This is a genomic window from Mycobacterium malmoense, from assembly GCF_019645855.1.
GTDB classification, from domain to species: Bacteria; Actinomycetota; Actinomycetes; order Mycobacteriales; family Mycobacteriaceae; genus Mycobacterium; species Mycobacterium malmoense.
The window spans coordinates 5,099,835-5,122,301 of record NZ_CP080999.1; the positions used below are offsets into that span (position 1 = coordinate 5,099,835).

A 22,467-nucleotide genomic window follows, 5' to 3' on the forward strand; every position below is an offset into this window, starting at 1 on the left:
TCTTTCACCGCGCAGGCGCTTGGGGTCAGGGCGCGTTGGCGGGCGGGTAGGGCAGATCGGTGCTGGACTGCGGGTCGACGCGCACCGGTCGGCCCAGGTAGGGGAAGGCGCGTTGCGGGCAGGCGGGTCTGTCGCAGATCTTGCAGCCGGCGCCGATCGGCACTATCGCCTCGGTGTCGGTCAGGTCGATGCCGACGGAGTACACCAGTTTCTCGGCGTGGGCCACGTCGCACCCGAGCCCGATGGCAAAGCTCTTGTCCGGGCCGAGGTAGCGGCTGGGCTCCGCCGTCGTGGTCCTCGCGATCCAGAAATACGTGCGCTCGTCGGGCATCTGAGCCACCTGCGTCAGGAACTGACCGGGCCGGGAAAACGCGTGGTGCACCACCCACAGGGGGCAGTTCCCGCCGACGCGAGAGAAGTGAAATGCCGTGGCGGACTGGCGTTTAGAAATGTTTCCCGCGCTGTCGGTGCGGACGAAGATGAAGGGGACCCCGCGCGCGCTCGGGCGTTGCAGGGTGGACAGGCGGTGGCAGACGGTTTCGAAGCCCACCCCGAACCGCCTGGTCAATTGGTCGATGTCGTAGCGCACGCTCTCCGCGGCAACGAGGAACCTTTGGTAGGGCAGGAGCAGGGCGCCGGCGAAGTAGTTGGCCAGGCCGATGCGGGCCACGCCCCGCGCATCGTCGCTGAGCTGGTCGTCGCCGGCGATGATGCCGGTGATCAAGTCGGCGTGGGTGAGCAGAGCGATCTGGGTTGCAAGCTGAAAGGCACGTTGGCCGGGATGAAGCCAGCGAGCCAGGTACACCGTTTTCGAATCGGCGCGAAACAGGCGCTTGGAGTTGGGATTCAACACCTGGCCGTCGTCGATGACGACGGTGACGCCGAGTTCGTCGGCGAGGAGCTCCGCCAGCTGGCCGTCGAGCCCGCCGATCCGCAGGCGGTTCCGGTTGAACAGTTCCTCGGCCGCGACGTCCAGCTCGCCGATGTAGTTCTTGCGGTCGTAGAAGAAGTCCCGGACCTCTTCGAACGGCATCGGCTGCTGGGAGACGGCCGATACGTCGACGTTGGCACGACCGTGCAGCGCCTCGAGGTCGGCCGTGGCGTCGTGTAACCGCCGGTGCAGGTTGACCAGCGTCTGGCCGATTTCCGGCATCCGGGCGACGAGCTCCTCGATCTGCGCGGCGGTTGCGGGCGTTTCGGCGAGGACCTCGCGCAGGTCGGAGACCAAGCGGGCATCGGAATCCGGCGCGAAGTACTGGGTCGGTAAGTCGAAGCGTTCGGTGAGGGTGAGCAGCACCGGGACCGTGATCGGGCGCTGGTCGTTCTCCAGCTGATTGACGTAGCTGGTCGACAGTTCCAGGACGCGCGCCAGCGCCACCTGGGTCAGGCCGTGCTCCTCGCGCAACCGTCGTAGCCGCGCGCCGGCGAACGTTTTCGCCACCCGTTCCACGGTACGCCTTCCCTCTTTCGCAAGGTTCGCAAAATTGGGTGGATAAGGACACAAAATTACGCTTTTACAGGGGATTTACTCCCCAAATCGTTCTGCGTACCGTGCGGCTTATGCGCATCCATGACGTTCGGACTCGGCGTAGCGCCGAGCATTTTCCCCGCAGTGAACACCTGGCCTGGAAGATCGCCGAGGTAGCGGCGGACCCGGTCGCGGTGCCCCCGGAGACCGAGACGATGGTGATCAACCGCATCATCGACAACGCCGCCGTTTCCGCCGCCTCGGTCATCCGTCGCCCGGTCACCGTCGCGCGCGCCCAGGCGCTGGCGCACCCCACCCCAATCAAAGGCGCGAAGGTTTTCGGGGTCGACGGCGACTATTCGCCGGAGTGGGCGGCCTGGGCCAACGGCGTCGCGGTGCGCGAGCTGGATTTCCACGACACGTTTCTGGCGGCGGAGTACTCGCACCCCGGCGACAACATTCCCCCATTGGTGGCCGTCGCCCAGCACCTCGGGGTGGGCGGCGCGGACCTCATCCGCGGCATCGCGACCGGCTACGAGATCCAGATCGACCTGGTCAAGGGAATCTGCCTGCACGAGCACAAGATCGACCACGTCGCGCACCTCGGCCCGTCGGTGGCCGCGGGCCTGGGCACCATGCTGCGCCTCGACAAGGAGACCATCTACAACGCGATCGGCCAGGCGCTCCACCTGACGACGTCCACCCGGCAGTCACGCAAGGGCCTGATCTCCAGCTGGAAGGCGTTCGCTCCCGCGTGGGCCGGCAAGGTCGCGATCGAGGCCGTCGACCGCGCCATGCGCGGGGAGGGCTCGCCCGCCCCGATCTGGGAAGGCGAGGACGGGGTGATCGCCTGGCTGCTGTCCGGGCCCGAACACACCTACCACGTCCCGCTTCCCGAACCGGGCGAGCCGAAGCGCGCGATCTTGGACAGCTACACCAAGGAGCACTCGGCCGAATACCAGAGCCAGGCCCTCATCGACCTGGCTCGCCGGCTGCGTGAGCGCATCGGCGACCTCGACCAGATCGCGACGATCGTGCTGCACACCAGCCACCACACGCACGTGGTGATCGGCACCGGTTCGGGCGACCCGCAAAAGATGGACCCGGACGCCTCCCGCGAGACGCTGGACCACTCGGTGATGTACATCTTCGCCGTCGCATTGCAGGACGGCACCTGGCATCACGAGCGCTCCTACGCGCCGGAACGGGCGCACCGGCCCGACACCGTCGAGCTGTGGCACAAAATCTCCACGCGCGAGGATCCCGAGTGGACCCGGCGTTACCACTCCACCGACCCGGCCGAGAAGGCGTTCGGCGCCCGCGCCGAGGTCACCCTCAAGAGCGGTGAGGTGATCGTCGACGAGATCGCCGTCGCCGACGCCCACCCCTTGGGCGCCAGGCCTTTTGAGCGCAAGCAGTACATCGGGAAGTTCACCGAGCTGGCCGAGGGCGTGGTCAACGAAGCCGAGCAGCAAAGGTTCCTGTCGGTGGTGGAGGGCCTGTCGGGACTCGATGCCGGCGGTCTGGGCGCGCTCAACCTCACGGTCGATCCGCTGGTGCTGAAAAAGGCGCCGACGATTCCGGCGGGGATCTTCTGATGAGCGGGCTCATCGCCAGCGCCGTGCCCGCGGCCGACAAGCGGGCCCGATTCCGGGCCGCACTGGAAAGCGGTCGGCTGCAACGGTTTCCGGGGGCGTTTTCGCCGCTGGTCGCCAAGCTGGTCGCCGACATCGGCTTCGACGGGGTGTACGTGTCCGGCGCGGTGCTGTCGGCCGACCTGGGCCTGCCCGACATCGGTTTGACCACCCTGACCGAAGTCAGCGCACGGGGCGCGCAGATCGCGGCGGTGACCGACCTGCCCACCCTCATCGACGCCGACACCGGCTTCGGCGAAGCGATGAACGCCGCGCGCACCGTGACCGTGCTGGAGGACGCCGGGCTGGCCGGCTGCCACCTCGAGGATCAGGTCAACCCGAAGCGATGCGGGCACCTCGACGGCAAGGTCGTGGTGCCCACCGGCGAGATGGTCAAGCGCGTGCGGGCCGCCGTATCCGCCCGGCGCGACCCGAATTTCATCGTCTGCGCACGCACCGACGCCGCGGGGGTCGAGGGGCTTTCCGCGGCGATCGACCGCGCCAAGGCCTACGCCGACGCGGGCGCCGACCTGATCTTCACCGAAGCCCTGCACACACCCGCCGAATTCGAGCGGTTCCGGGCCGCGGTGGATACACCGTTGCTGGCCAACATGACCGAGTTCGGCAAGTCGCAGCTCTTGAGCGCCAGGCAGCTGTCCGACATCGGCTACAACGTGGTGATCTACCCGGTGACCACGTTGCGGTTGGCCATGCACGCCGTCGAGGTCGGCCTTCGCGAAATCGCCGACACCGGAACACAATCCGGTCTCCTGGACCGCATGCAGCACCGCAGCCGGCTCTACGAGCTGCTCCGGTACGCCGACTACAACCAATTCGATTCCGACATCTACAACTTCGCGATTTGAAACTTTCGTCCTCTGAAGGAGTCACACCATGAGCACCATCGAAGACAACAAGCCCCGCATCTACAAAGGATTGGCCGGTGTCGTCGTCGACACCACCGCCATCTCCAAGGTCGTCCCGGAAACCAACTCGCTGACCTACCGCGGATACGCGGTCCAGGACCTCGCCGCACACTGCAGCTTCGAGCAGGTCGCCTACCTGCTGTGGCACGGCGAACTACCCAACGACCAACAGTTGGCGCTGTTCACCCAGCGGGAACGCGCAGCCCGCCGGCTGAACCGATCCATGCTGTCGCTGTTGGCGAAACTGCCCGACACCTGCCATCCGATGGACGTGGTGCGCACCTTGATCAGCTACATGGGCGCCGAGGACCCCGACGAGGATGACAGCAGCGCGAGCGCTAACTACGCCAAGGCGCTGCGGATGTTCGCGGTGCTGCCCACCATCGTCGCCGCCGACATGCGCCGCCGGCGTGGGCTGGAACCCATTGCGCCGCATAGCCACATGAACTATGCGCAGAATTTCCTGCACATGTGCTTCGGCAACGTTCCCGAGCAGGTGGTCGTCGACGCCTTCGAGCAGTCGATGGTCCTCTACGCCGAGCACAGTTTCAACGCCTCCACGTTCGCCGCGCGGGTGGTCACCTCCACCCAGTCCGACATCTACAGCGCGGTCACGGCGGCCATCGGTGCGCTCAAGGGCCCGCTGCATGGCGGCGCCAACGAAGCGGTGATGCATGACATGCTCGAAATCGGCACCGCCGAGCGGGCATCGGAGTGGCTGCAGGGCAAACTGTCTCGCAAAGATAAGATCATGGGCTTCGGCCACCGGGTGTACAAGAACGGCGACTCGCGGGTGCCGACGATGAAGCAAGCCCTCACGCGTGTCGCCGCCGCTCGCGACGGTCAGCGGTGGCTAGACATCTACGAGGTCCTCGAGCAGGGGATGGCGGCCGCCAACGGGATCAAGCCGAACCTGGACTTTCCGACCGGGCCCGCCTATTACCTGATGGGCTTCGACATCGGTTGCTTCACACCGATTTTCGTGATGAGCCGGATCACCGGGTGGACCGCTCACATCATCGAGCAGACCGCGTCCAATGCGCTGATCCGCCCGCTCAGCGAGTACGTCGGCCCGCCGCAACGCGCGCTCCCAATGGCCGGCTGACCTCGCCCGGACCAGTGATTTCGAAAGTTCTGGTCGCGAACCGGGGTGAGATCGCGATCCGCGCGTTCCGCGCCGCCTACGAATTGGGCATGGGCACGGTGGCGATCTATCCCGTCGAGGACCGCAACTCGGCGCATCGGTCGAAGGCCGACGAGTCGTATCAGATCGGCGAGATCGGGCATCCCGTCCGGGCGTATCTCAACGTCAAGGAAATCGTCGCGACGGCGCGGGCCTGCGGCGCCGACGCGATCTACCCCGGCTACGGCTTCCTGTCGGAGAACCCCGAACTCGCGGCGGCCTGCGCATCGGCCGGGATCACGTTCGTGGGTCCTTCGGTGCGGGTGCTGGAGCTGACCGGGAACAAGTCCCGGGCGATCGCCGAGGCGCGGGCCGCCGGGCTGCCGGTGCTGGCGTCCTCGGCGCCCTCGTCGTCAACCGAAGAACTGGTGGCGGCCGCCGCCTCGATGCGGTTCCCGCTGTTCGTCAAGGCGGTCGCCGGCGGTGGTGGCCGGGGGATGCGGCGGGTGAGCGATCCCCGGGACTTGGCCGAGGCGATCGAGGCGGCAGCGCGGGAAGCCGAGTCGGCCTTCGGCGACCCCACGGTGTTCCTCGAACAGGCGGTGACCAATCCGCGTCACATCGAGGTGCAGATCCTGGCCGACACCCACGGCAACGTCATCCACCTCTACGAGCGGGACTGCAGCGTGCAGCGCCGGCATCAAAAGGTCATCGAGGTCGCGCCGGCGCCAAACCTCGATCCTGAACTGCGGCAAAGGATCTGCGCGGACGCCGTGGCGTTCGCGCGGCGCATCGGCTACACCTGCGCGGGCACCGTCGAGTTTCTGCTCGACGAACGCGGCGATTACGTGTTCATCGAAATGAATCCGCGCATCCAGGTGGAGCACACGGTGACCGAGGAGATCACCGATGTCGACTTGGTGGCGAGCCAGTTGCGCATCGCCTCCGGCGAAAGCCTCGGCGATCTCGGTTTGAGTCAGCGGTCGATCACCACGCACGGGGCCGCGTTGCAGTGCCGGATCACCACCGAGGACCCCGCCAACGGGTTCCGGCCCGACACCGGGCGCATCACCGCCTACCGCACACCGGGCGGGGCGGGCGTCCGATTGGACGACGGCACCCACCTGGGGGCCGAGGTATCGGCGCATTTCGATTCGATGTTGGTCAAGCTGACCTGCCGCGGCCGGGATTTCGCGGCCGCCGTGCGCCGGGCGCGCCGGGCGGTCGCCGAATTCCGCATCCGCGGAGTGACGACCAACACCGCATTCCTGCAGGCGGTGCTCGCCGATCCCGATTTTGTCGCGGGCCGGGCGACGACGTCGTTCATCGACGAGCGCCCGCGGTTGCTGACGGCGCACTCCAGCGCCGACCGCGGCACCAAGATCCTCAACTACCTGGCCGACGTGACGGTCAACCAACCCCACGGTCCGCGGCTCTCGGCCGTGTATCCGCACGACAAACTGCCGCCCGTCGACCTATCCGTGCCGCCGCCACCGGGGTCCAAACAGCGCCTGGCGGAGTTGGGGCCGGAGGGATTCGCGCGGTGGATGCGGGAAACCAAGGCCGTGGGCGTCACCGACACGACGTTCCGTGACGCACACCAGTCGTTGCTGGCGACCCGGGTTCGCACCACCGGCCTGCTCAAGGTGGCGCCCTTTATCGCGCGGACGACGCCGCAGCTGTTGTCGGTGGAGTGCTGGGGCGGGGCGACATACGATGTGGCGCTTCGGTTCTTGAAGGAAGACCCGTGGCAGCGCCTCGCCGCGCTGCGCGAAGCGATGCCCAACATCTGTTTGCAGATGCTGCTACGGGGGCGTAACACGGTGGGCTATACGCCGTATCCGGAGATCGTGACGACGGCGTTCGTGGAGGAAGCCACGCTCACCGGGATCGACATCTTCCGGATCTTCGACGCGCTGAACAACGTCGATTCCATGCGACCGGCCATCGACGCCGTGCGGGAAACCGGAACGGCGGTGGCCGAGGTGGCGCTGTCCTACACCGGCGATCTCAGCGATCCGGCCGAAAACCTCTACACCCTGGACTACTACCTCAAGCTGGCCGAGCAGATCGTCACGGCCGGTGCCCACGTGCTGGCGATCAAGGACATGGCCGGGCTGCTGCGCCCGCCGGCCGCCGCGACCCTGGTGTCGGCGCTCAAGTCGCGGTTCGACCTGCCGGTGCACGTGCATACCCACGACACCCCGGGCGGGCAACTGGCGACCTACGTCGCGGCCTGGCACGCGGGAGCCGACGCCGTCGACGGGGCCGCGGCGCCGCTCGCGGGGACCACCAGCCAACCCGCGCTGTCCTCGATCGTGGCCGCCGCGGCCCACACCGCCCACGACACCGGGCTGCCGCTGGCCGCGGTGTGCGACCTGGAGCCGTACTGGGAGGCGCTGCGAAAGGTGTACGCGCCGTTCGAATCCGGGCTGCCGGCCCCGACCGGGCGAGTGTACCGCCACGAGATCCCGGGCGGGCAGTTGTCGAACCTGCGGCAGCAGGCCATCGCACTGGGGCTCGGTGACCGATTCGAAGACATCGAAAACGCTTATGCCGGTGCCGATGCCGTCCTCGGACGCCTCGTCAAGGTCACGCCGTCGAGCAAGGTGGTCGGGGACCTGGCGCTGGCCCTGGTCGGCGCCGGGATCACCGCGCACGACTTCGCCGCCGACCCGGCACGTTACGACATCCCGGACTCGGTGGTCGGCTTCCTGCGCGGCGAACTCGGTGACCCACCGGGTGGCTGGCCGGAACCGTTGCGCACCAAGGCATTACGCGGACGCAGCCCCGCCAAGCCGGAGCGGACACTGCCGGCCGAAGACGAAGCCTCGTTGGCGGTACCGGGAGCCGCCCGGCAAGCCGCGCTGAATCGGCTGCTGTTCCCGGGCCCGACCAAGGAGTTCGAGGCCCACCGTGAAAAGTACGGCGACACGTCGCGGCTGAGCGCCAATCAGTTCTTCTATGGACTGCGCCACGGCGAGGAACACCGCGTCGAGCTGGAGCGCGGCGTAGAACTGCTGATCGGTCTGGAGGCCGTTTCCGATCCCGACGAACGCGGGATGCGCACCGTCATGTGCATTCTCAACGGGCAGTTGCGTCCCGTCGTAGTGCGCGATCGCAGCATCGCCGCCGACGTGCCGGCCGCCGAGAAGGCCGACCGCGCCAACCCCGATCACATCCCGGCCCCCTTTTCCGGCGTCGTCACCGTCACCACCAGCGTCGGCGAGGAAGTCGCGGCCGGTCAGACCATCGCGACGATCGAGGCGATGAAGATGGAGGCCGCCGTCACCGCGCCCAAGGCCGGGAAGGTCGCGCGCATCGCGGTATCCCACACCGCCCAGGTCGAAGGCGGTGACCTCCTGGTGGTGATCGGCTAACGGTCGCCGTTGATCAACGCGGCGCGCGCCAGCGTCTGCTGCGCCATCTTCACGTGTGCGGCGTCGACCAAGACGCCGTTGACTCCGACGGCGCCGCGTCCTTTGGCCTCGGCCTCCCGGTAGGCGGCGAGATTCCGCTCGGCGCGCGCGATTTCGTCCGCGGTCGGCGAGTAGACCGTGTTGGCGACGGGAACCTGGCCGGGGTGAATCGCCCACTTTCCGGTGTATCCCATCAGCGAGGCGCGACGGGCGTCGCGCTCATAGCCCGACAGGTCCTTGAAGTCGGGGTAGGGCGCGTCAATCGCGTCGATGCCGGCGATACGCGCCGCCACGATCACCTTGTTGCGCGCGTACTGCCAGAAATCACCGGGATATTCGCCGAGCGGGACGAAGTTCGTGTCCACCCGCGCACCCTGCGACAAGGAGAAATCGCCCACCCCGAAGATCAAAGCGTCCAGCCGGGGGCTGGACGCCGCGATCGCCTCGGCGTTGGCAAGGCCTTCGACCTCCTCGATGAGGACTTCGAGACGAATGCGCTTACCCAGGCCGAGCTTTGACTCAAGCTGGGTGAGCAGCACGTCCACCCACCAGACGTCGCGGGCCGTGCGGGCCTTCGGGACGATGATCGTGTCGAGATTTTCGCCGGCCTTGGTCACCACTTCGATGAGATCGTCGTGGCACCACGGGGTGTCCAGGCCGTTGATTCGCACGGCGCGCGCGGTGCGACCCCAGTCGATGTCGTTGAGCGCGCCGATCGCCTTGGCGCGCGATTCCTCCTTGAACGCCGCGGGCACCGCGTCCTCGAGGTCGAGGAAAACCAGGTCGGCGCCACACCCGGCGGCTTTGTCGAACATGTCGTCGTTGCTCGCCGGCACGGCCAGCTCGGAGCGGCGAAGAAGAGGAGTCATCGGTACGAAGTTCCTTCTGCTACAGCACGCCCCGGGCGCGCAGGTCATCAATCTCGTTGGCGGCCAAACCGAGTAAATCGCCATAGACCTCGGCGTTGTGTTCACCGAGGCGGGGACCCAAACGGTCGACCGTCCCGGCTGCCGAGGAGAAGCGCGGCACCGGGGCCTGCACGGTCATGGGCCCGAGTTGTTGGTCGTCGACCGAGACGAACACCCCGCGATGCGCGAGCTGCTCGTCGCCGACCAGATCGCTGATGTCATAGACCGGCGCCGCGGCCACCTCGTGAGCTTCGAAGACCGCCATCGCCTCCGAAAGCGTCTTGCCGGCAACCCAATCCGCGACCGCGGCGTCGACGTCGCGGGCCCGCGCCAGCCGCCGCTGCGGGTCCAGGAAGTCGGCGTCCCGCAGGAGGTCGTCGCGGCCTATCGCGCGGAACACCCGTAGCGCCAACGCCGGTGAGCTGCCGGACATGGCCAGCCACCTTCCGTCCGCGGTGCGGTAGGTGTTGCGGGGGGCGGAAATGTCCCATCGGTTGCCGTCCCGTTCCGGCACCAATCCCAATTGGTCGTAGCCCAGCAGCGTCTGCTCCAGCAGCCGGGCCAGCGGGTCGATGAGGTTAACGTCGATCAGTTGCCCCGGTCCGCCGTGGACGTCGCGGTGGTAGAGCGCCATCATCACCGCGTACGCGGCGTTCAGCGATGCGACGCCGTCGGCCAGCATGAACGGCGGCAGCGTCGGCGGTCCGCCGGCCTGACCGGTGATATGGGCGAACCCGCTCATCGCTTCCCCGAGCGTGCCGAAGCCCGGGCGCTCGCTCTTCGGCCCGGTCAACCCGTAACCCGTGATGTGCAGCATCACGATCCGGTCGTTGACCGCCCGCAGGCTCTCGTAGTCCAAGCCCCACTTGCGCAACGTCTGCGGCCGGGTGTTGAAGATGGCGACGTCGGCGCGCTCGACCAGGCGGCGCACCAGCGCCTGACCTTCCGCACAGCGCAGATCCAACGTGATCGATCGCTTGTTGCGCGAGATGGACTTCCACATCAGCCCGACGCCGTCGCGCTGGTTACCCCACGCGCGAATCGGGTCGCCGTGCCGGGGTTCTTCGACCTTGATCACGTCGGCGCCGAACTCCCCCAGGTACGTCGCGACCAGCGGAGCGGCCGCCAGCGTCGCGAGGTCGAGCACCCGCAGCCCGTCAAGCATGGGCCCCGACGCGTGCGTTCGAAGGTCGTTGCAGCCCAAGGTGTCCCCGTAGTGTCGCCGACTCGTATTCGGTGCGGAACAGCCCGCGTCGTTGCAGTTCGGGGACCACCATGCGGACGACGTCCTCGAACGCGCCGGGCAAATGCGTTGCGGCCAGCACGAAACCGTCACAGGCACCGCTGTGGAACCAGTCCGCCATCTGTTCGGCGACCTGCTCTCCGGTGCCGACGAAACGGGGCCCCTGCAGCAGGGTCGCGCGATGACCGGCCAGATCGCGCACGGTGACAGTGTCCCCACCGATATGCGTGCGCAGGTTCTGCACCAGCCCGCGAATGCCGGAGGCCGACGCGATGAGCTCGTCGGTGACGGGATCGTCGAGATCGTGTTGGGCGAAGTCGTAATTCATCAGCTCCGACAGCAGGGTCAGCGACGCCATGGGGTGCACCAGCTCGTTGAGAAACAAGGCTTCGCGGTCCTTGGCGTGGGCCTCGGACTCGCCCACCACCGCGTAGGCCATCGGGCAGATCCGCACCGCGGCGGGATCGCGTCCCGCATCGGCGATGCGGTCTTTTTGGTCGGCGTAGTGGCTGCGCGCAATTTCGATCCCGGGGTCCCCGGTGAAGATCAATTCGGCCCAGCGCGAGGCGAATTCGCGTCCGCGGCCCGAAGACCCGGCCTGGATGATGACGGGGCGGCCCTGCGGGGTACGCGGCACGGTCAGCGGCCCGCGCGCCGAAAAGTACCGGCCGGCGTGTCCCAGCTCGTGCACCTTGGCGGGGTCGGCGTAGCGACCGGACGCCCGGTCATGCAGGATCGCGTCGTCCTCCCACGTGTCCCACAGGCCGGTGACCACGTCCATGAACTCGTCGGCGCGGTCGTAGCGTTCGTCGTGCCCCAGGTGGGCGTCCACGCCGAAGTTCTGCGCCTCGCTGTCGTTGACGGAGGTGACCACGTTCCAGGCCGCCCGGCCCCCGGAAAGGTGGTCCAGCGTGGCGAAGGTTCTGGCGACGTGGAAGGGCGCGTAGTAAGTCGTCGAGTAGGTGGCCCCCAGCCCGATCCGCGAGGTGGCCTGGGCCAGCACCCCGAGCACCACGCCGAGGTCCAGCTTGACCGGGCGGGCGCCGTAGGCCACCGCCTCCGACACCGATCCGCCGTAGACGCCCGGCATCGCCAGGCGATCGTCGAAGAACATCAGGTCGAAGCAGCCCTCTTCGAGCTGCCGGCCGATCTTGGCGTAGTAGGAGGCATCGAGGTAGCGGTGTTCGGTCGCGGGATGCCGCCACGACCCCGCGTACACAGAAGTGCTGCCCGCCTGCATGAATGCGACGAGCGCCATCTTGTCGGTTCGCCGATCTCCCATCCGCAAAATCTAACATCTGATATATCAGATTTCAAATGCTTTATTTGATACGGTGGTCGGATGGCTTCAATGTCTGCGATCGACATCTCCGGAACCGTGCGGGAACGCGCCGCGCGGGAACTCAGGGACCGCATCCTCACCGGCGCGCTGCCCGCCGGATCACGGGTCGACCTGGACGCCATCACCGCGGAATTCGCCACCAGCCGGACCCCGGTGCGCGAGGCGTTGCTCGAGCTTTCGTTCGAAGGCCTGGTTCGGGTCGCCCCGAGAAGTGGCGTGACCGTGATCGGCATCAGCCCCGAGGATGTGCTGGACAGCTTCACGATTCTCGGCGTGCTGACCGGACAGGCCGCGGCGTGGGCGGCCGAACGCATCGGCCCGGACGAGCTCGACATGCTGCGCGCCCTCGCCGCCGATGTCGCGGCGCGATCCGGCGACGACAGCATCGGCGAGGCAAACTGGCATTTCCACCAGGGGATCCATCGCGCCGCGCACTCCCCACGGCTGTCGACCCAGATCAAACAGGCGGCCCGCGTGGTGCCGAGCAACTTCCTCACCCTGTTCCCCGAGCACGAGAAGCATTCGCTCGATGAGCATCAAGAGTTGCTCGATGCGCTCGGCGACAAAGACGCCGAGCGGGCCCGCGCGATCGCCGAGCGACATGTCCTGGACGCCGGGCGCTCGCTCGCGGAGTGGCTGCAGCAACTTCGCACCGCTTGAGGCGCGCGTCCAATCAGCTCAGCGCGGGCAGGACCTTGTCGGTGAGCAGCTGGACCGACTTCCACGCCTCGTCGACGGGCATGCCGCCGACCAGGGGATGCATGACGAGCGGCCCGTAGTTGTCGGCGTCGCGGACTTCGGCGATGAGTTGGTCCGGGGTCAGGAACCGGTATCGGCCCGAGGCTTTGACCTCGTCCAGGGTCCGGACCCCGGGCAGGTGCATCAGCGAACGTTGGTCGGTTGACCATTCGCCGTAAGTGACTGCCTCCCAAAGGATGTGCTCACCGAGTTCGGCCCACGCCCGGTCGGGGTCCTCGTGCAGGAAGATCATCCCGCGATTGACCGGCCCGGGCATGAGGATGAGCGGCTTGATGCCGGCGCCGGAACACAACTCGCGATAGTAGGCGGCGATGTCGGGCAGGTGATCGGCCAGGCTCAGCGGAAGCCCGAAACGCGCCGCGCGCCGCGCCGTGGCGCGCGCGCCGCCGCCGACGTACAGCGGCGGGTGCGGCCGGGTCCATGTGCCGGTGCAGACCCCCGCCCCCGAATCGGTGCCCGACCACACCGACAGCATCCGCTCGACGAGAGCGTCCATCAGCGCGCCGCGCCGGCCGAAATCGATTCCCAGCGAGTCGTATTCGACCGTGCGGTAGCCCAGGCCCACCGTGGTGTGCAGCCGCCCGCGGCTCATGTTGTCCACCAGCGCGATGTCTTCGGCGAGCCGGACCGGATTCCACAGCGGCCCGAGCGCGCAGTCCACGCTAGCGATCAGCGTCGAGGTCCGGGCCAGGAACATCGCCGCGGCCATGATCGGGTTGCAGCTCCACCCGTGCCCGGTGGCGTGATGCTCGTCGACGCTGATCGAGGTGATGCCGTGGGACTCGCCCCACTGCGCCAGCTCGAGTGCGGCACGGATCAACTCGCCCTGCGTGCGGGGCTCGCCATGTGGGGAGGCGAAGTTGAAGCGCAGCACCGTCAGTAACATGTTCGGCTCCGTCAGGTTTCGGTCGGCGCCGCCGACTTGAGGAACGCGGGAAAGTCCGGAAACAGGGCGCGGTCGACGATCTCGATGCGGGTGCCGAACGCGTCGATGTAGTAGGCGAACAGCGCGAGATCCGATTTAGGAGAAGACTGTGCGACGTCGGCGGTGGCCTCGAACGCGAAGCCGTTGTCCTCGAGCGCCCGGGCGGTGTCGGCGAGGTTGTCGGTGAAGTAGCCGAGGTGATGGATGGAGTTGCCGGGCGCCGCCGTCCACGGGCTTTCGGGCACCTCCTGGATCAGTTCGACGTGCGGGGCCTGCAGGGAGTAGACGAACGTCGAGGTCAGCTCGCGGGTTCCGGTCGCGGTGCGGAACGGCAGGGTATAGCTCATCGGGGTGATCCACCGGTAGCCGGCCAGCGCGCTCAGGCGGGCCATCGCGGCGTCGAGGTCGGGCACGACGATGCCGGTGTGGTAGAAGTCCTCGGGTCGTAGTGCCCCCGAAACAAGCGATGCCATGGTCAATGTCCTTTGCGATCTCAGATGCAGTCCGACGCGCCGTCGACGACGAAGACCGCACCGCTGGTGTAGCTGCTGTGCTCGGTGCACAAGAAGGCGACGGTCGGCGCGATCTCGCTCGCGGATCCGAAGCGGCGCAAGGGAATGTGAGCCAACTCGGATTCCACCAGTTCGGCCGCGCCGTGCATGGGCGCGGTCATCGGGGTGTCGATCGTCCCCGGCGCGACCGCGTTCACCCGGATGCCCTTGCCCGCCCACTTGACGGCGAGGTTTCTTGTCAGACAGACGATCCCGGCCTTCGCCGCGCCGTACCCGGGGACCAGCGGGACGGCTCGCAGCGCGGACATCGATGCCAGATTCACCACGCTGGCACCGCCGGGCGCGGTCGACGATTTCAATGCGCGATAGAGACCGACCGTCAACCGGTACGGTCCCGTGAGGTTGAGCGCGACCGACGCCTCGAATCCCTCGGGCTTCGACTCGTCAAGGCCCCCGGGGAAATTCGCGCCGGCGTTGTTCACCAGCACGTCGAGGCGGGTGAAACTTGCCGCCAACGCGTCCACCGATGTGTGGTCGGTGATCTGTAACCGGTGATAGTCCATGCCGGACAGGTCGGCGTCGTAATCTTTTGCGGCCGGTTTGGTTCCGGTGATGGTGACCTCGGCGCCGGCATCCCGGAACAGCGTCGCGATGGCATGCCCGATCCCGCTGGTGCCGCCGGTGATCAGCGCCGCGGTCCCGGTGAAATCGAAGCTGGCTCGCGCCGTCATGCGTTCCTCGCTAGTTGGCGCCGCAGCCAGGCGCTTTCCCAGAAGTTGGTGCTGCCTGCCAGCAGCCTTTCATGGGCCTGCGTCAGCACGTCGCGCGCCCCCGTATGGTCGCGGGGAACGAGCTCGGCAAGGTGGATGGCCTGCACTGGGCGGCCCGCGTCCAGGTGCGCCCGCGCCCGGTCCACCAGCGCGTCGGCGCCGGCCAGCTCGACCACGTCGGCGGCGACGGCGTCGAATCCGACCGGATAGAGCTCGGTGGTCGACCGGTGGTGGAACCAGCCCGAGTAGTTCTCCCAGATGGCCCGCACGTCCCAGGCGACCTTTCCATACCCCTGCCCCACGTCGTATTCGGGTGGCAAGGCGATCTCGCGCATCAGGGTCCGGACGTCCTTGCCGGCGTTCATGCCGGCCACCGTCTCGTCGTGGATGTACTGGATCGCGTTGCGCAGCCGGGTCAACTCGGCATCGATGCGGTCGGCGCCCGCGATCGGGTCGAAATGGCCGGTCACCAGGAGCTCGGGCCGCAGATCGCGCACCCGCTCCACCGACGCGATGGCCGTCAAGGCGTCCCGGTACCGGTCGCCGCGGATGGTGACAAGGTTGGGAATGTGCCCGAACAACGGGCCGAAGGTGTTTCCGCACAGGCAGATTCGCTCGTCGGGCAGCCACACCACCAGCGAATCGGTGGTCTCGCCGCCGGGCACCGAGATCAGCTCCATCCGCCGGCCGCCAACCTCCAGGGCCAGGGTGTCCTCGAAGTCGACGTCGACGACGGGAACGCTCTGGCCGGGGAGCCGCGTGGTGCCCAGGCGCCGCTGAATGGCGTGGATTCCCGTCGCCAGGGTGTCTTTGAAGGCGAACGCGCTGCGGGCGGCTCGGTACGGGATGAGGCGTTCGTTGTCGTCCCGCCAGGTGGTCCAGTTCGCTTGTGCGACAACCGTGGTATCGGGGTCGCGCACGCTGTCCAGGCCGCCGACGTGGTCCACGTGGCCCTGCGTGAAGATGATGTAGCACACCGGTGAGGTGTCGACGGCGTCGAAGTTGGCGCGATGCACCGGGCCCTCGAAGCCCATGCCGGTGTTGACGATCACCCGGCCCTCGTCGGTGGTCAGCAGGTAGGCATTCGACAGGCCCGGCGAGCACCAGAGCCCCGGGGCGATCGGCTCGGCCTTCTCGGCGGCCGCCGGGCGCATGGCGTCGGCGCCCGGCCTGCTCCGATAGACCGGTTCGAATCGTTGCGCGTCGGTGGTCATCGCTGACGTCTCTTCCGTTCGGGTGGGCTAGGTCTCGGGGCGGACGTCGAACCTGTCGAAGTAGAAGTCGAACCGCCCGCGCAGTTCGCCGGCCGAGATGCCGAAGTGCCGTCGCAGGTCGTAGCGGATGCGGCCGTGCTTGCCGCGCGGATTGCCGTCCAGGTATTGCTGGAAGCGTTTGCGCACCTTCGGTGTCAGTTCGACCCCGCCGACCTCGTAAAGCTTTTCCAACCAAGGCATTTCGTTGCCATTGAGGTGGTGAAAGCCGATGTCGATGCTGCGTTCGGCCGGAACCAGATCGCGGTCGCGCACGCAGGCGCTGAGCAGCCGGCGCACGCGGTCGCTCCAGTAGTCCAGCAGCCAGCCGGGTTCGATGCTTGTCCGGCGCAGCCGATCGGAGTAGGCCATCATCGTGATCGCCGACTGGATCACCGCGACGGGGTCGCGGTGCGTGAACGCCACCGTCGCGTCGGGGAAGGTCGCCATCAGCGGGCCGAGCTGCTCACAGTGCTGCGGACTCTTCAGGACCCAGGTCCTCGGGCCGCGCAGGAATGTCAACGCCTGCAACACTTTTCTCATGTAGGCGTAGTGCCGGGTTTGGTCCAGGCCCAAGTAGTAGTCACGCCAATCGGGCACGCGCGCATGCCATTCCAGCACGTAGGCGGCCAGGTCGAGGTCAAGGAGCTCGACTTCCTCCTCGATCGCCTCCGGGAAGCGGTCGTGCATGGCGGCCACCACGGGGGCGCTGGCCATGAGCGCGTCGTGCTCGGACTTGGCTCGCGCGTAGCGCGGGTCGACCCCGAGGATGCCGGGCCCCTCTCCGCGGGCGGGTATCGGCTCCTGGCTCTCCCAGTACGGCAGCGCCCGCCGGCGCGGGTCGGCGGCAATGAGATTCACCAGATGGGTGGTGCCCGACCGCGGCATCCCGACGACGACGAAAGGCGCCTCGATCGGGATCGACTCGATTTCGGGGTATCGCTTGATGAGCTCGGTCAACGATAACCGGTTGCGCAGCACGCGAATCACGCGTTGCCGCAGCGAGGAGCGGGTGAGCTGGGTCAGCCCCGTGTCGGCCTCGATCGCCGCGACGTGCGCGGCCAGCCGGTCACCGAAGCCGTCGGTGTCGTCGAGGTCGTCCACACCGGCCTGCTCGATCGCCTCGGCGAGCATCCGATCGACGTCGAGGTCGACGCGCTTGGCCTCGGTGAATTCCAGAATTTGCCGCTGGACGTCGGTCAGCCTGGGTGATGTCAGATCGTCGAAGTCGATGTCGTCCACGTCGGTAAGGCCGGGGCCCGCAGAACCCACGCGACCGCCTCCTCGACATTTACTGTGTCGAATATTCGACGTAGTGTTCGAAATGTGACACAGACGCTAGACCCGCTCGAGACCCCTCGTCAAGCCACTTCCCCACCGACGGAACGCGTGGTCGCGATCATGCGGCTGCTCGGGTCACATCCCGCGCGCGCGTTCTCCCTCGCGGAGATCACCCGCGAGCTGGGAATCAGCCGGGCCACCGGTCACGCGATCCTGACGACGCTGGTCGCCCATCACTGGGTGGTGCGCGACGTCGCGACGGCCGCGTACTGCTGGGGACCGGGCATCGCGTCGTTGGCCAATCCGGCCAGCGACCGAATCTTTCACGGAATACTTCGGCAGCTCGCCGAATCCACGGCGACGCAGGTCTTTTTGGCACGCCGCGATGCCAACACGATCGTCGTCGTCGACAGCGCCGGCGAGTCCGCGTCCGGAATGCGAATCGACCGCGGACTGCGCATGCCGCTGGTCGCGCCGTTCGGCCGCGATTACATCGCGTGGAGCGCCGTCAGCGCCCAGCGGGCCTGGCTGGAGGGCATCGGCAAGCCGTCCGCCGCGCTATCCCGGCGAATCGGCTTGGTAATCAACGAGATCCGAGAACGTGGATACGCCATCGAGCGGCTCAGCCGCGAATACATTCAGGTCTACACGGCGCTGCGGGCGCTCGGGGGAGAAACGGAACCCGACGCCATCACCGCGCGGCTCGCACGCGCGCTCGCCGACCTCACCGTGATCGACGTCCTGCGCGCGGAGCTGACCGAGGACGGCACGCACAGCATCGCCACCGTTTCCGCGCCGATCCTCGACGAGGACGGCGTCGTCTCGATGTCGATCAGCGCCGCGCCGTTCGCCACCCTTGCCGCCGACGAGATCGAGCGGCTGGGCGAGCAGGCGCGAGCCGCGGCACGACGGATCGAGGCGCAGCTCGCGAGCTCTACAAGTTAGCCAGGTCGTCGGGAACGTCGATTTTATGTTCCAGAAGCGCCTCGAGGGGCACCACCTCGAGGGTGCGCTCGTGGGTGCATGCCAACACCACGGGTGCGGCGCAACCGTCGTGGTGGGCCCGAAGCCAGTTCAGCGCGGTGACGCACCAGCGGTCGCCGGGTAACAGGCCGGGAAACCGGTACTCGGGAACCGGCGTCAACAAGTCGTTACCAATGGAACGCTGGTGTTCCAGGAACTCAGCGGTCATCACGGCGCACACGGTGTGCCGGCCGAGGTCCTCGGGCCCACTCGAGCAGCAACCGTCGCGATAGTAGCCAGTGAGGGGGTCCGTGCCGCACGGTTCCAGCGGGCCACCCAGCACGTTGCGATCGGGCACGCGTTTAGTATCGCGCCCCTCGGCACGAAGTTAGAAGGGACTTCGCGAATTCGCATCGCGGCAAATTTGCTGCCGGCTATCAGTTCCGCAGCGTCCGCGTGGCAGCACAACGCACAGCCAACTAAAACCTACCGGCCCTATTCCGCGAGCTTTCCAGATTAGGTAAAGTACGTTCAGTTTGTACTGAACGGACTACTCAAAGGGGGCTCATGTCGCCGGAGGAGGCCGAGTTCGTCGACCGCCTGGGGCTGTTCTTTGAGCTCCTCGGCGCCACCCGCACCATGGGCCGCGTGTATGGGTGGCTACTGATCTGCGATCCGCCGCAGCAGTCGTTGACGCAGCTGGCCGACGCGTTATCGGTGAGCAAGGCGTCAATCAGTACCGTTGCCCGGCAGCTGCTGGAAGGCGGCATGGTGGAGCGGTTGCCGAGCCCGAACCGTCAACACCTCTACCGGGTCAGGTCGGGCGGGTTCACCAGCGTTCTGGAAACGCAGCTGTCGCTGATGCGGCTGGGGATCGAGCCCGCCGAGTTCGCTCTGTCGGTGCTGGGCGAGGACCGCGCCGAACAGCGGGAGCGTGTCGAGGACTTCCGCGATTTCTGCGAGTTCTGCACCCAGGCCTACCGCGACCAGCTCACGCGGATGTGGACCGAGTATCGGGCGGCAAGGAGACAGTCATGACTTCGACGGACAAGGTCGACTTCACCGACGTGCGGTGGGGCTCGGTGGAATGGACGAACCTGTGCACGCTGTACCTGCGGGCATACGAAAGCCGTTCACCGACACCGATTCTCGGAGACACGGCGGCCGCCGAGGCGGTGGACCGCATCGAATACGACTGGGTTCGCATGCGCCGCGCCATGCGGCCCGGGTCCAATCAGTACCTGGTCACCATGCGCGCCAAACAGCTCGACGACTGGAGCGCCGACTTCCTGCGCCGTCACCCGAACGCCGTCGTGCTACATCTCGGGTGCGGCATGGACACCCGCGCGTTCCGGCTGCGTCCACCGGACACCGCGCAGTGGTTCGACGTCGATCAACCGAACGTGATCGCGTTGCGGCGCAAGCTTTACGACGACCGCGACGGCTACCGGGTGATCGGCTCGTCGGTGACCGATGACGCGTGGCTGGACGAGGTACCCACCGATCGTCCGGCGCTGATGGTCGCGGAGGGACTGGTCATGTATCTCACCGAGCCCGAGGTGCGCACGCTGCTGCGGCGCCTCACGGATCGGTTCGGCAGTGGCGAGCTCCTCTTCGACACCGTGTCGCCGATGGGGCCGCGGCTGTCCAAGGTGCTCACCAAGGGCATCACCAAGTGGGGCATCCGTGACGCCCGCGACATCGAGCGATGGAACCCGCGCCTACGCTTCCTCGAGCGGTCCCCCGTGGGCGCGCTCTCCGAACGCATCCCCTCGGCGCCGGTGCGGCTGCTGTGGCGGCTGGTCAACGCCACGCCGATGCGGAATTACGACGTGCTCAACCGCTTCGCGTTCTAAGGCATACAACGCCTATGGGCTGCGGCGGGGAGCAAGCCAACGTCGTTGACCACCAAGCTGATCGGACGAGCGACTCCAGACGGAACCGTGCCACTGGCCAACCACATCGTCCCCCGCGGGAGGACCGGCCTCCTATCGTACTGATCCGCCCCTACGCCCCAGGGGCGCACCAAACCCGGTCTGACCGTGATCCAGCTCGCTGAATGCCGCCGGGTGACAACGAGATAACAATTCCCACCCCAAGCTGGCGCGACGCGCCAGGCAAATGCCGGGGACAGGGCCCCGGGAAATTTATGGTCATTTTGTGCACCGTCGAACGGCCCTGAAGCTACCCCTGCTGCTGGCAGCGGGTACGGCTTTGGCCCATGCACCTTGCGCCTCCGCGGGACCGCCCCGCTCCTCGGGGGAGATAACCCGGTGGTCGGCCGACCGCGTCAACCGCTGGTATCAGGCGCAAGGATTTCTCGTCGGCGCGAACTACATTCCCGCAAATGCCATCAACCAGCTTGAGATGTTTCAGCCGGGCACCTACGACCCCCGCCGCATCGATACCGAGCTGGGCTGGGCGCGGTTTCACGGATTCAACAGCGCGCGGGTCTTCCTCCATGACCAGCTCTGGGCTCAGGACCCACGGGGCTTCCAGAGCCGCCTCGCGCAGTTCGTCGGGATCGCGGCGGGCCACGGCATCAAGCCGCTGTTCGTCTTCTTCGACTCCTGTTGGGACCCACTCCCCAGACAGGGCCCGCAGCGCGCGCCGAGGCCGGGCGTCCATAACTCGGGCTGGGTGCAGAGCCCCGGCGCCGAACGCCTTGGTGACCCCCGCTACACCCGTGTGCTGCAGGATTACGTCACAAGCGTTTTGACGCAATTCCGCAACGACAACCGCGTTTTGGGTTGGGACCTGTGGAACGAGCCCGACAACCCCGCGCGCGTCTATGCCAAGGTGGAGCGGAAAGACAAGCTGGAGCGCGTCGCCGACCTGCTGCCCCAGGTGTTCCGGTGGGCGCGCGCGGTCGATCCCAGTCAACCGCTGACGAGCGGCGTGTGGCGCGGCGGTGACCAGGGCGAACAAGCGGGCCGAAGCCCAATCAGTGATATCCAACTGAGCAACGCCGACGTGATCACCTTCCACTCCTATGCCGAGCCCGCGGGCTTTGAGTCCCGGATCGCCGAGCTGGCCCCACTGGGGCGGCCGATCATCTGCACCGAGTACATGGCCCGGACCCAGGGCAGCACCGTCGAGGGAATCCTGCCCGTCGCGAAGCGGCACAACGTCGGTGCCTTCAACTGGGGTCTGGTCGCAGGGAAAACCCAGACCTACTTCCCGTGGGATTCGTGGGATCACCCGTACACGGCGCCACCAAAGGTGTGGTTCCACGACCTTCTACTGCCCGACGGACGGCCCTACCGGGACACCGAAATCCAGACGATTCGGACTCTGGGCGGCGGGCAGCCGACATGAAATTCCTTTAGCTGCGTAACGGCTGAAGGATTTTGGCGGTGGCGCGGAGGATTCGGACCCTACCTTAAGAGGCGTTCGGTGAATGCCGTAACGGCAAGCTGCGCGTCAGCTTCAGCGGTGACCCTATCGACTTCAGGGTGGTCCAAAGTGATCTGGTCGGCGTAGGCGACGGTTCCTTGGGCATCGGCGGCGGCAAAGTTGGCTTCGAGATCTAACACTTGGGTGCGGATCGTGTTGATGACTGACTCGCCGAAGGCCTCGATCACTCGTTCCGCGGCCGCGCGGGGGCTGCCATGGTCGTTGTTCAGCAGTACGAATGCGATGTCATACCAGTCTTTTGCCTTACGCCGTCCATGCGCCGCGGCCATCTTGGCGAGCAGAAAGCCTGCCAGTCCAGTGACGTTGATTTCAGCCTCGCGCCGGGTTCCGTGGTCTTTGGCGCTGATCTTCTGAATCGCGATGTCTTGGGCTGCATAACCCGTGCCACGCAGGTTCACGGCTCCGAGCTCATTGCGTTCATCGAACGTGATGATGGCCTCGTTCGGTTGATTGCCGAGGTCGGCGAGCATCTCGAATTTGACGACCGTCGGCGAATCAGCGAGCTTCCACGCGCCGTTTGAGACCGT

General features: G+C 67.0%; 20 protein-coding genes. 9 read left to right on the forward strand and 11 right to left on the reverse strand.

Annotated elements, in window-relative coordinates; translation table 11 throughout:
* Positions 1–25 precede the first annotated feature (25 nt).
* The gene (locus K3U93_RS23650; protein ID WP_139796849.1) at positions 26–1,450 is read right to left on the reverse strand and encodes a short-chain fatty acyl-CoA regulator family protein; all 1,425 of its coding nucleotides are present in this window, start codon (positions 1,448–1,450) and stop codon (positions 26–28) included.
* Between the two features lie 110 nt (positions 1,451–1,560).
* Here K3U93_RS23650 and prpD point away from each other — a divergent pair, with 110 nt between their 5' ends.
* The 4 genes from prpD to K3U93_RS23670 are packed head-to-tail and all read left to right on the forward strand — an operon-like array spanning position 1,561 to position 8,531.
* Positions 1,561–3,066 (forward strand): 2-methylcitrate dehydratase PrpD, encoded by a 1,506-nt coding sequence (gene prpD / locus K3U93_RS23655; protein ID WP_083010095.1) that lies wholly within the window; start codon positions 1,561–1,563, stop codon positions 3,064–3,066.
* A complete protein-coding gene (gene prpB, locus K3U93_RS23660; protein WP_083010094.1) occupies positions 3,066–3,968 on the forward strand; it encodes a methylisocitrate lyase in 903 nt (300 codons plus the stop codon). Before prpD ends, prpB begins: the two co-directional genes overlap by 1 nt.
* A 28-nt stretch (positions 3,969–3,996) precedes the next feature.
* Complete coding sequence (locus K3U93_RS23665; protein ID WP_083010093.1) at positions 3,997–5,133, forward strand: bifunctional 2-methylcitrate synthase/citrate synthase; 1,137 nt, start codon at positions 3,997–3,999, stop codon at positions 5,131–5,133.
* A 14-nt stretch (positions 5,134–5,147) separates the two neighbouring features.
* Complete coding sequence (locus tag K3U93_RS23670) at positions 5,148–8,531, forward strand: pyruvate carboxylase (protein WP_083010092.1); 3,384 nt, start codon at positions 5,148–5,150, stop codon at positions 8,529–8,531.
* Here K3U93_RS23670 and K3U93_RS23675 read toward each other — a convergent pair.
* From K3U93_RS23675 to K3U93_RS23685, 3 genes are read right to left on the reverse strand one after another with little or no spacing between them, the layout of a single operon-like run.
* A complete protein-coding gene (locus K3U93_RS23675) occupies positions 8,528–9,439 on the reverse strand; it encodes an HpcH/HpaI aldolase/citrate lyase family protein (protein ID WP_083010091.1) in 912 nt (303 codons plus the stop codon). The two genes, K3U93_RS23670 and K3U93_RS23675, sit on opposite strands and share 4 nt — an antisense overlap.
* Before the next feature lie 19 nt (positions 9,440–9,458).
* Positions 9,459–10,643 (reverse strand): CaiB/BaiF CoA transferase family protein, encoded by a 1,185-nt coding sequence (locus K3U93_RS23680; protein WP_083010090.1) that lies wholly within the window; start codon positions 10,641–10,643, stop codon positions 9,459–9,461.
* Positions 10,636–12,003, reverse strand: a complete 1,368-nt coding sequence (locus tag K3U93_RS23685; protein WP_083010089.1) for an LLM class flavin-dependent oxidoreductase — start codon at positions 12,001–12,003, stop codon at positions 10,636–10,638. Before K3U93_RS23685 ends, K3U93_RS23680 begins: the two co-directional genes overlap by 8 nt.
* A gap of 69 nt (positions 12,004–12,072) precedes the next feature.
* Between K3U93_RS23685 and K3U93_RS23690 the strand changes: the two genes are divergently transcribed.
* Positions 12,073–12,723, forward strand: coding sequence for a GntR family transcriptional regulator (locus K3U93_RS23690; RefSeq protein ID WP_139796871.1), 651 nt, complete (start codon positions 12,073–12,075; stop codon positions 12,721–12,723).
* Between the two features lie 13 nt (positions 12,724–12,736).
* Here the strand turns inward: K3U93_RS23690 and K3U93_RS23695 are convergent, their stop codons facing one another.
* Genes K3U93_RS23695 through K3U93_RS23715 form a run of 5 tightly spaced genes read right to left on the reverse strand, consistent with a single transcriptional unit; the run spans position 12,737 to position 17,551 of the window.
* Positions 12,737–13,708 carry an LLM class flavin-dependent oxidoreductase gene (locus tag K3U93_RS23695; RefSeq protein ID WP_083010087.1) on the reverse strand — a complete coding sequence of 324 codons (972 nt, stop codon included), beginning with the start codon at positions 13,706–13,708 and terminating at the stop codon, positions 12,737–12,739.
* A gap of 11 nt (positions 13,709–13,719) precedes the next feature.
* Positions 13,720–14,220 (reverse strand): VOC family protein, encoded by a 501-nt coding sequence (locus tag K3U93_RS23700; RefSeq protein WP_083010086.1) that lies wholly within the window; start codon positions 14,218–14,220, stop codon positions 13,720–13,722.
* Positions 14,221–14,240: 20 nt separating this feature from the next.
* Positions 14,241–14,990, reverse strand: coding sequence for an SDR family NAD(P)-dependent oxidoreductase (locus K3U93_RS23705; RefSeq protein WP_083010085.1), 750 nt, complete (start codon positions 14,988–14,990; stop codon positions 14,241–14,243).
* On the reverse strand, positions 14,987–16,243 hold the full coding sequence (locus tag K3U93_RS23710; protein WP_230981538.1) for an MBL fold metallo-hydrolase: 1,257 nt from the start codon (positions 16,241–16,243) through the stop codon (positions 14,987–14,989). Before K3U93_RS23710 ends, K3U93_RS23705 begins: the two co-directional genes overlap by 4 nt.
* Positions 16,244–16,270: 27 nt before the next feature.
* Positions 16,271–17,551 carry a sulfotransferase family protein gene (locus K3U93_RS23715; RefSeq protein ID WP_083010084.1) on the reverse strand — a complete coding sequence of 427 codons (1,281 nt, stop codon included), beginning with the start codon at positions 17,549–17,551 and terminating at the stop codon, positions 16,271–16,273.
* Between the two features lie 54 nt (positions 17,552–17,605).
* Here K3U93_RS23715 and K3U93_RS23720 point away from each other — a divergent pair, with 54 nt between their 5' ends.
* Positions 17,606–18,505 carry a helix-turn-helix domain-containing protein gene (locus K3U93_RS23720; RefSeq protein WP_083010083.1) on the forward strand — a complete coding sequence of 300 codons (900 nt, stop codon included), beginning with the start codon at positions 17,606–17,608 and terminating at the stop codon, positions 18,503–18,505.
* On the opposite strand, the gene K3U93_RS23725 is transcribed toward K3U93_RS23720, so the two are convergent.
* A complete protein-coding gene (locus K3U93_RS23725) occupies positions 18,495–18,881 on the reverse strand; it encodes a DUF2237 family protein (RefSeq protein ID WP_071512924.1) in 387 nt (128 codons plus the stop codon). The two genes, K3U93_RS23720 and K3U93_RS23725, sit on opposite strands and share 11 nt — an antisense overlap.
* Positions 18,882–19,090: 209 nt before the next feature.
* On the opposite strand from K3U93_RS23725, the gene K3U93_RS23730 reads away from it, so the two are divergent.
* The 3 genes from K3U93_RS23730 (at position 19,091) to K3U93_RS23740 (ending at position 21,841) form a co-directional block, all read left to right on the forward strand.
* A complete protein-coding gene (locus tag K3U93_RS23730) occupies positions 19,091–19,561 on the forward strand; it encodes a GbsR/MarR family transcriptional regulator (RefSeq protein ID WP_071512923.1) in 471 nt (156 codons plus the stop codon).
* Complete coding sequence (locus K3U93_RS23735; RefSeq protein ID WP_083010082.1) at positions 19,558–20,379, forward strand: class I SAM-dependent methyltransferase; 822 nt, start codon at positions 19,558–19,560, stop codon at positions 20,377–20,379. The genes K3U93_RS23730 and K3U93_RS23735 overlap by 4 nt, the downstream gene beginning before the upstream one ends.
* Before the next feature lie 304 nt (positions 20,380–20,683).
* Positions 20,684–21,841 (forward strand): cellulase family glycosylhydrolase, encoded by a 1,158-nt coding sequence (locus K3U93_RS23740; RefSeq protein WP_083010081.1) that lies wholly within the window; start codon positions 20,684–20,686, stop codon positions 21,839–21,841.
* 59 nt (positions 21,842–21,900) lie between these two features.
* Here K3U93_RS23740 and K3U93_RS23745 read toward each other — a convergent pair whose 3' ends face one another.
* Positions 21,901–22,410: a nucleotidyl transferase AbiEii/AbiGii toxin family protein gene (locus K3U93_RS23745; RefSeq protein ID WP_083010080.1), complete on the reverse strand. Its 510-nt coding sequence runs from the start codon at positions 22,408–22,410 to the stop codon at positions 21,901–21,903.
* Positions 22,411–22,467: the final 57 nt, after the last annotated feature.

What these genes read in the sequence shown, in the direction of transcription:
- K3U93_RS23710 (WP_230981538.1), bottom strand. Translation starts at nt 16,243, where the DNA reads ATGACCACCGACGCGCAACGATTCGAACCGGTCTATCGGAGCAGGCCG.
- prpD (WP_083010095.1), top strand. Translation starts at nt 1,561, where the DNA reads ATGCGCATCCATGACGTTCGGACTCGGCGTAGCGCCGAGCATTTTCCC.
- K3U93_RS23665 (WP_083010093.1), top strand. Translation starts at nt 3,997, where the DNA reads ATGAGCACCATCGAAGACAACAAGCCCCGCATCTACAAAGGATTGGCC.
- K3U93_RS23685 (WP_083010089.1), bottom strand. Translation starts at nt 12,003, where the DNA reads ATGGGAGATCGGCGAACCGACAAGATGGCGCTCGTCGCATTCATGCAG.
- K3U93_RS23735 (WP_083010082.1), top strand. Translation starts at nt 19,558, where the DNA reads ATGACTTCGACGGACAAGGTCGACTTCACCGACGTGCGGTGGGGCTCG.
- K3U93_RS23695 (WP_083010087.1), bottom strand. Translation starts at nt 13,708, where the DNA reads ATGTTACTGACGGTGCTGCGCTTCAACTTCGCCTCCCCACATGGCGAG.
- K3U93_RS23730 (WP_071512923.1), top strand. Translation starts at nt 19,091, where the DNA reads ATGTCGCCGGAGGAGGCCGAGTTCGTCGACCGCCTGGGGCTGTTCTTT.
- prpB (WP_083010094.1), top strand. Translation starts at nt 3,066, where the DNA reads ATGAGCGGGCTCATCGCCAGCGCCGTGCCCGCGGCCGACAAGCGGGCC.
- K3U93_RS23690 (WP_139796871.1), top strand. Translation starts at nt 12,073, where the DNA reads ATGTCTGCGATCGACATCTCCGGAACCGTGCGGGAACGCGCCGCGCGG.
- K3U93_RS23705 (WP_083010085.1), bottom strand. Translation starts at nt 14,990, where the DNA reads ATGACGGCGCGAGCCAGCTTCGATTTCACCGGGACCGCGGCGCTGATC.
- K3U93_RS23700 (WP_083010086.1), bottom strand. Translation starts at nt 14,220, where the DNA reads ATGGCATCGCTTGTTTCGGGGGCACTACGACCCGAGGACTTCTACCAC.
- K3U93_RS23745 (WP_083010080.1), bottom strand. Translation starts at nt 22,410, where the DNA reads ATGCTCGCCGACCTCGGCAATCAACCGAACGAGGCCATCATCACGTTC.
- K3U93_RS23675 (WP_083010091.1), bottom strand. Translation starts at nt 9,439, where the DNA reads ATGACTCCTCTTCTTCGCCGCTCCGAGCTGGCCGTGCCGGCGAGCAAC.
- K3U93_RS23680 (WP_083010090.1), bottom strand. Translation starts at nt 10,643, where the DNA reads ATGCTTGACGGGCTGCGGGTGCTCGACCTCGCGACGCTGGCGGCCGCT.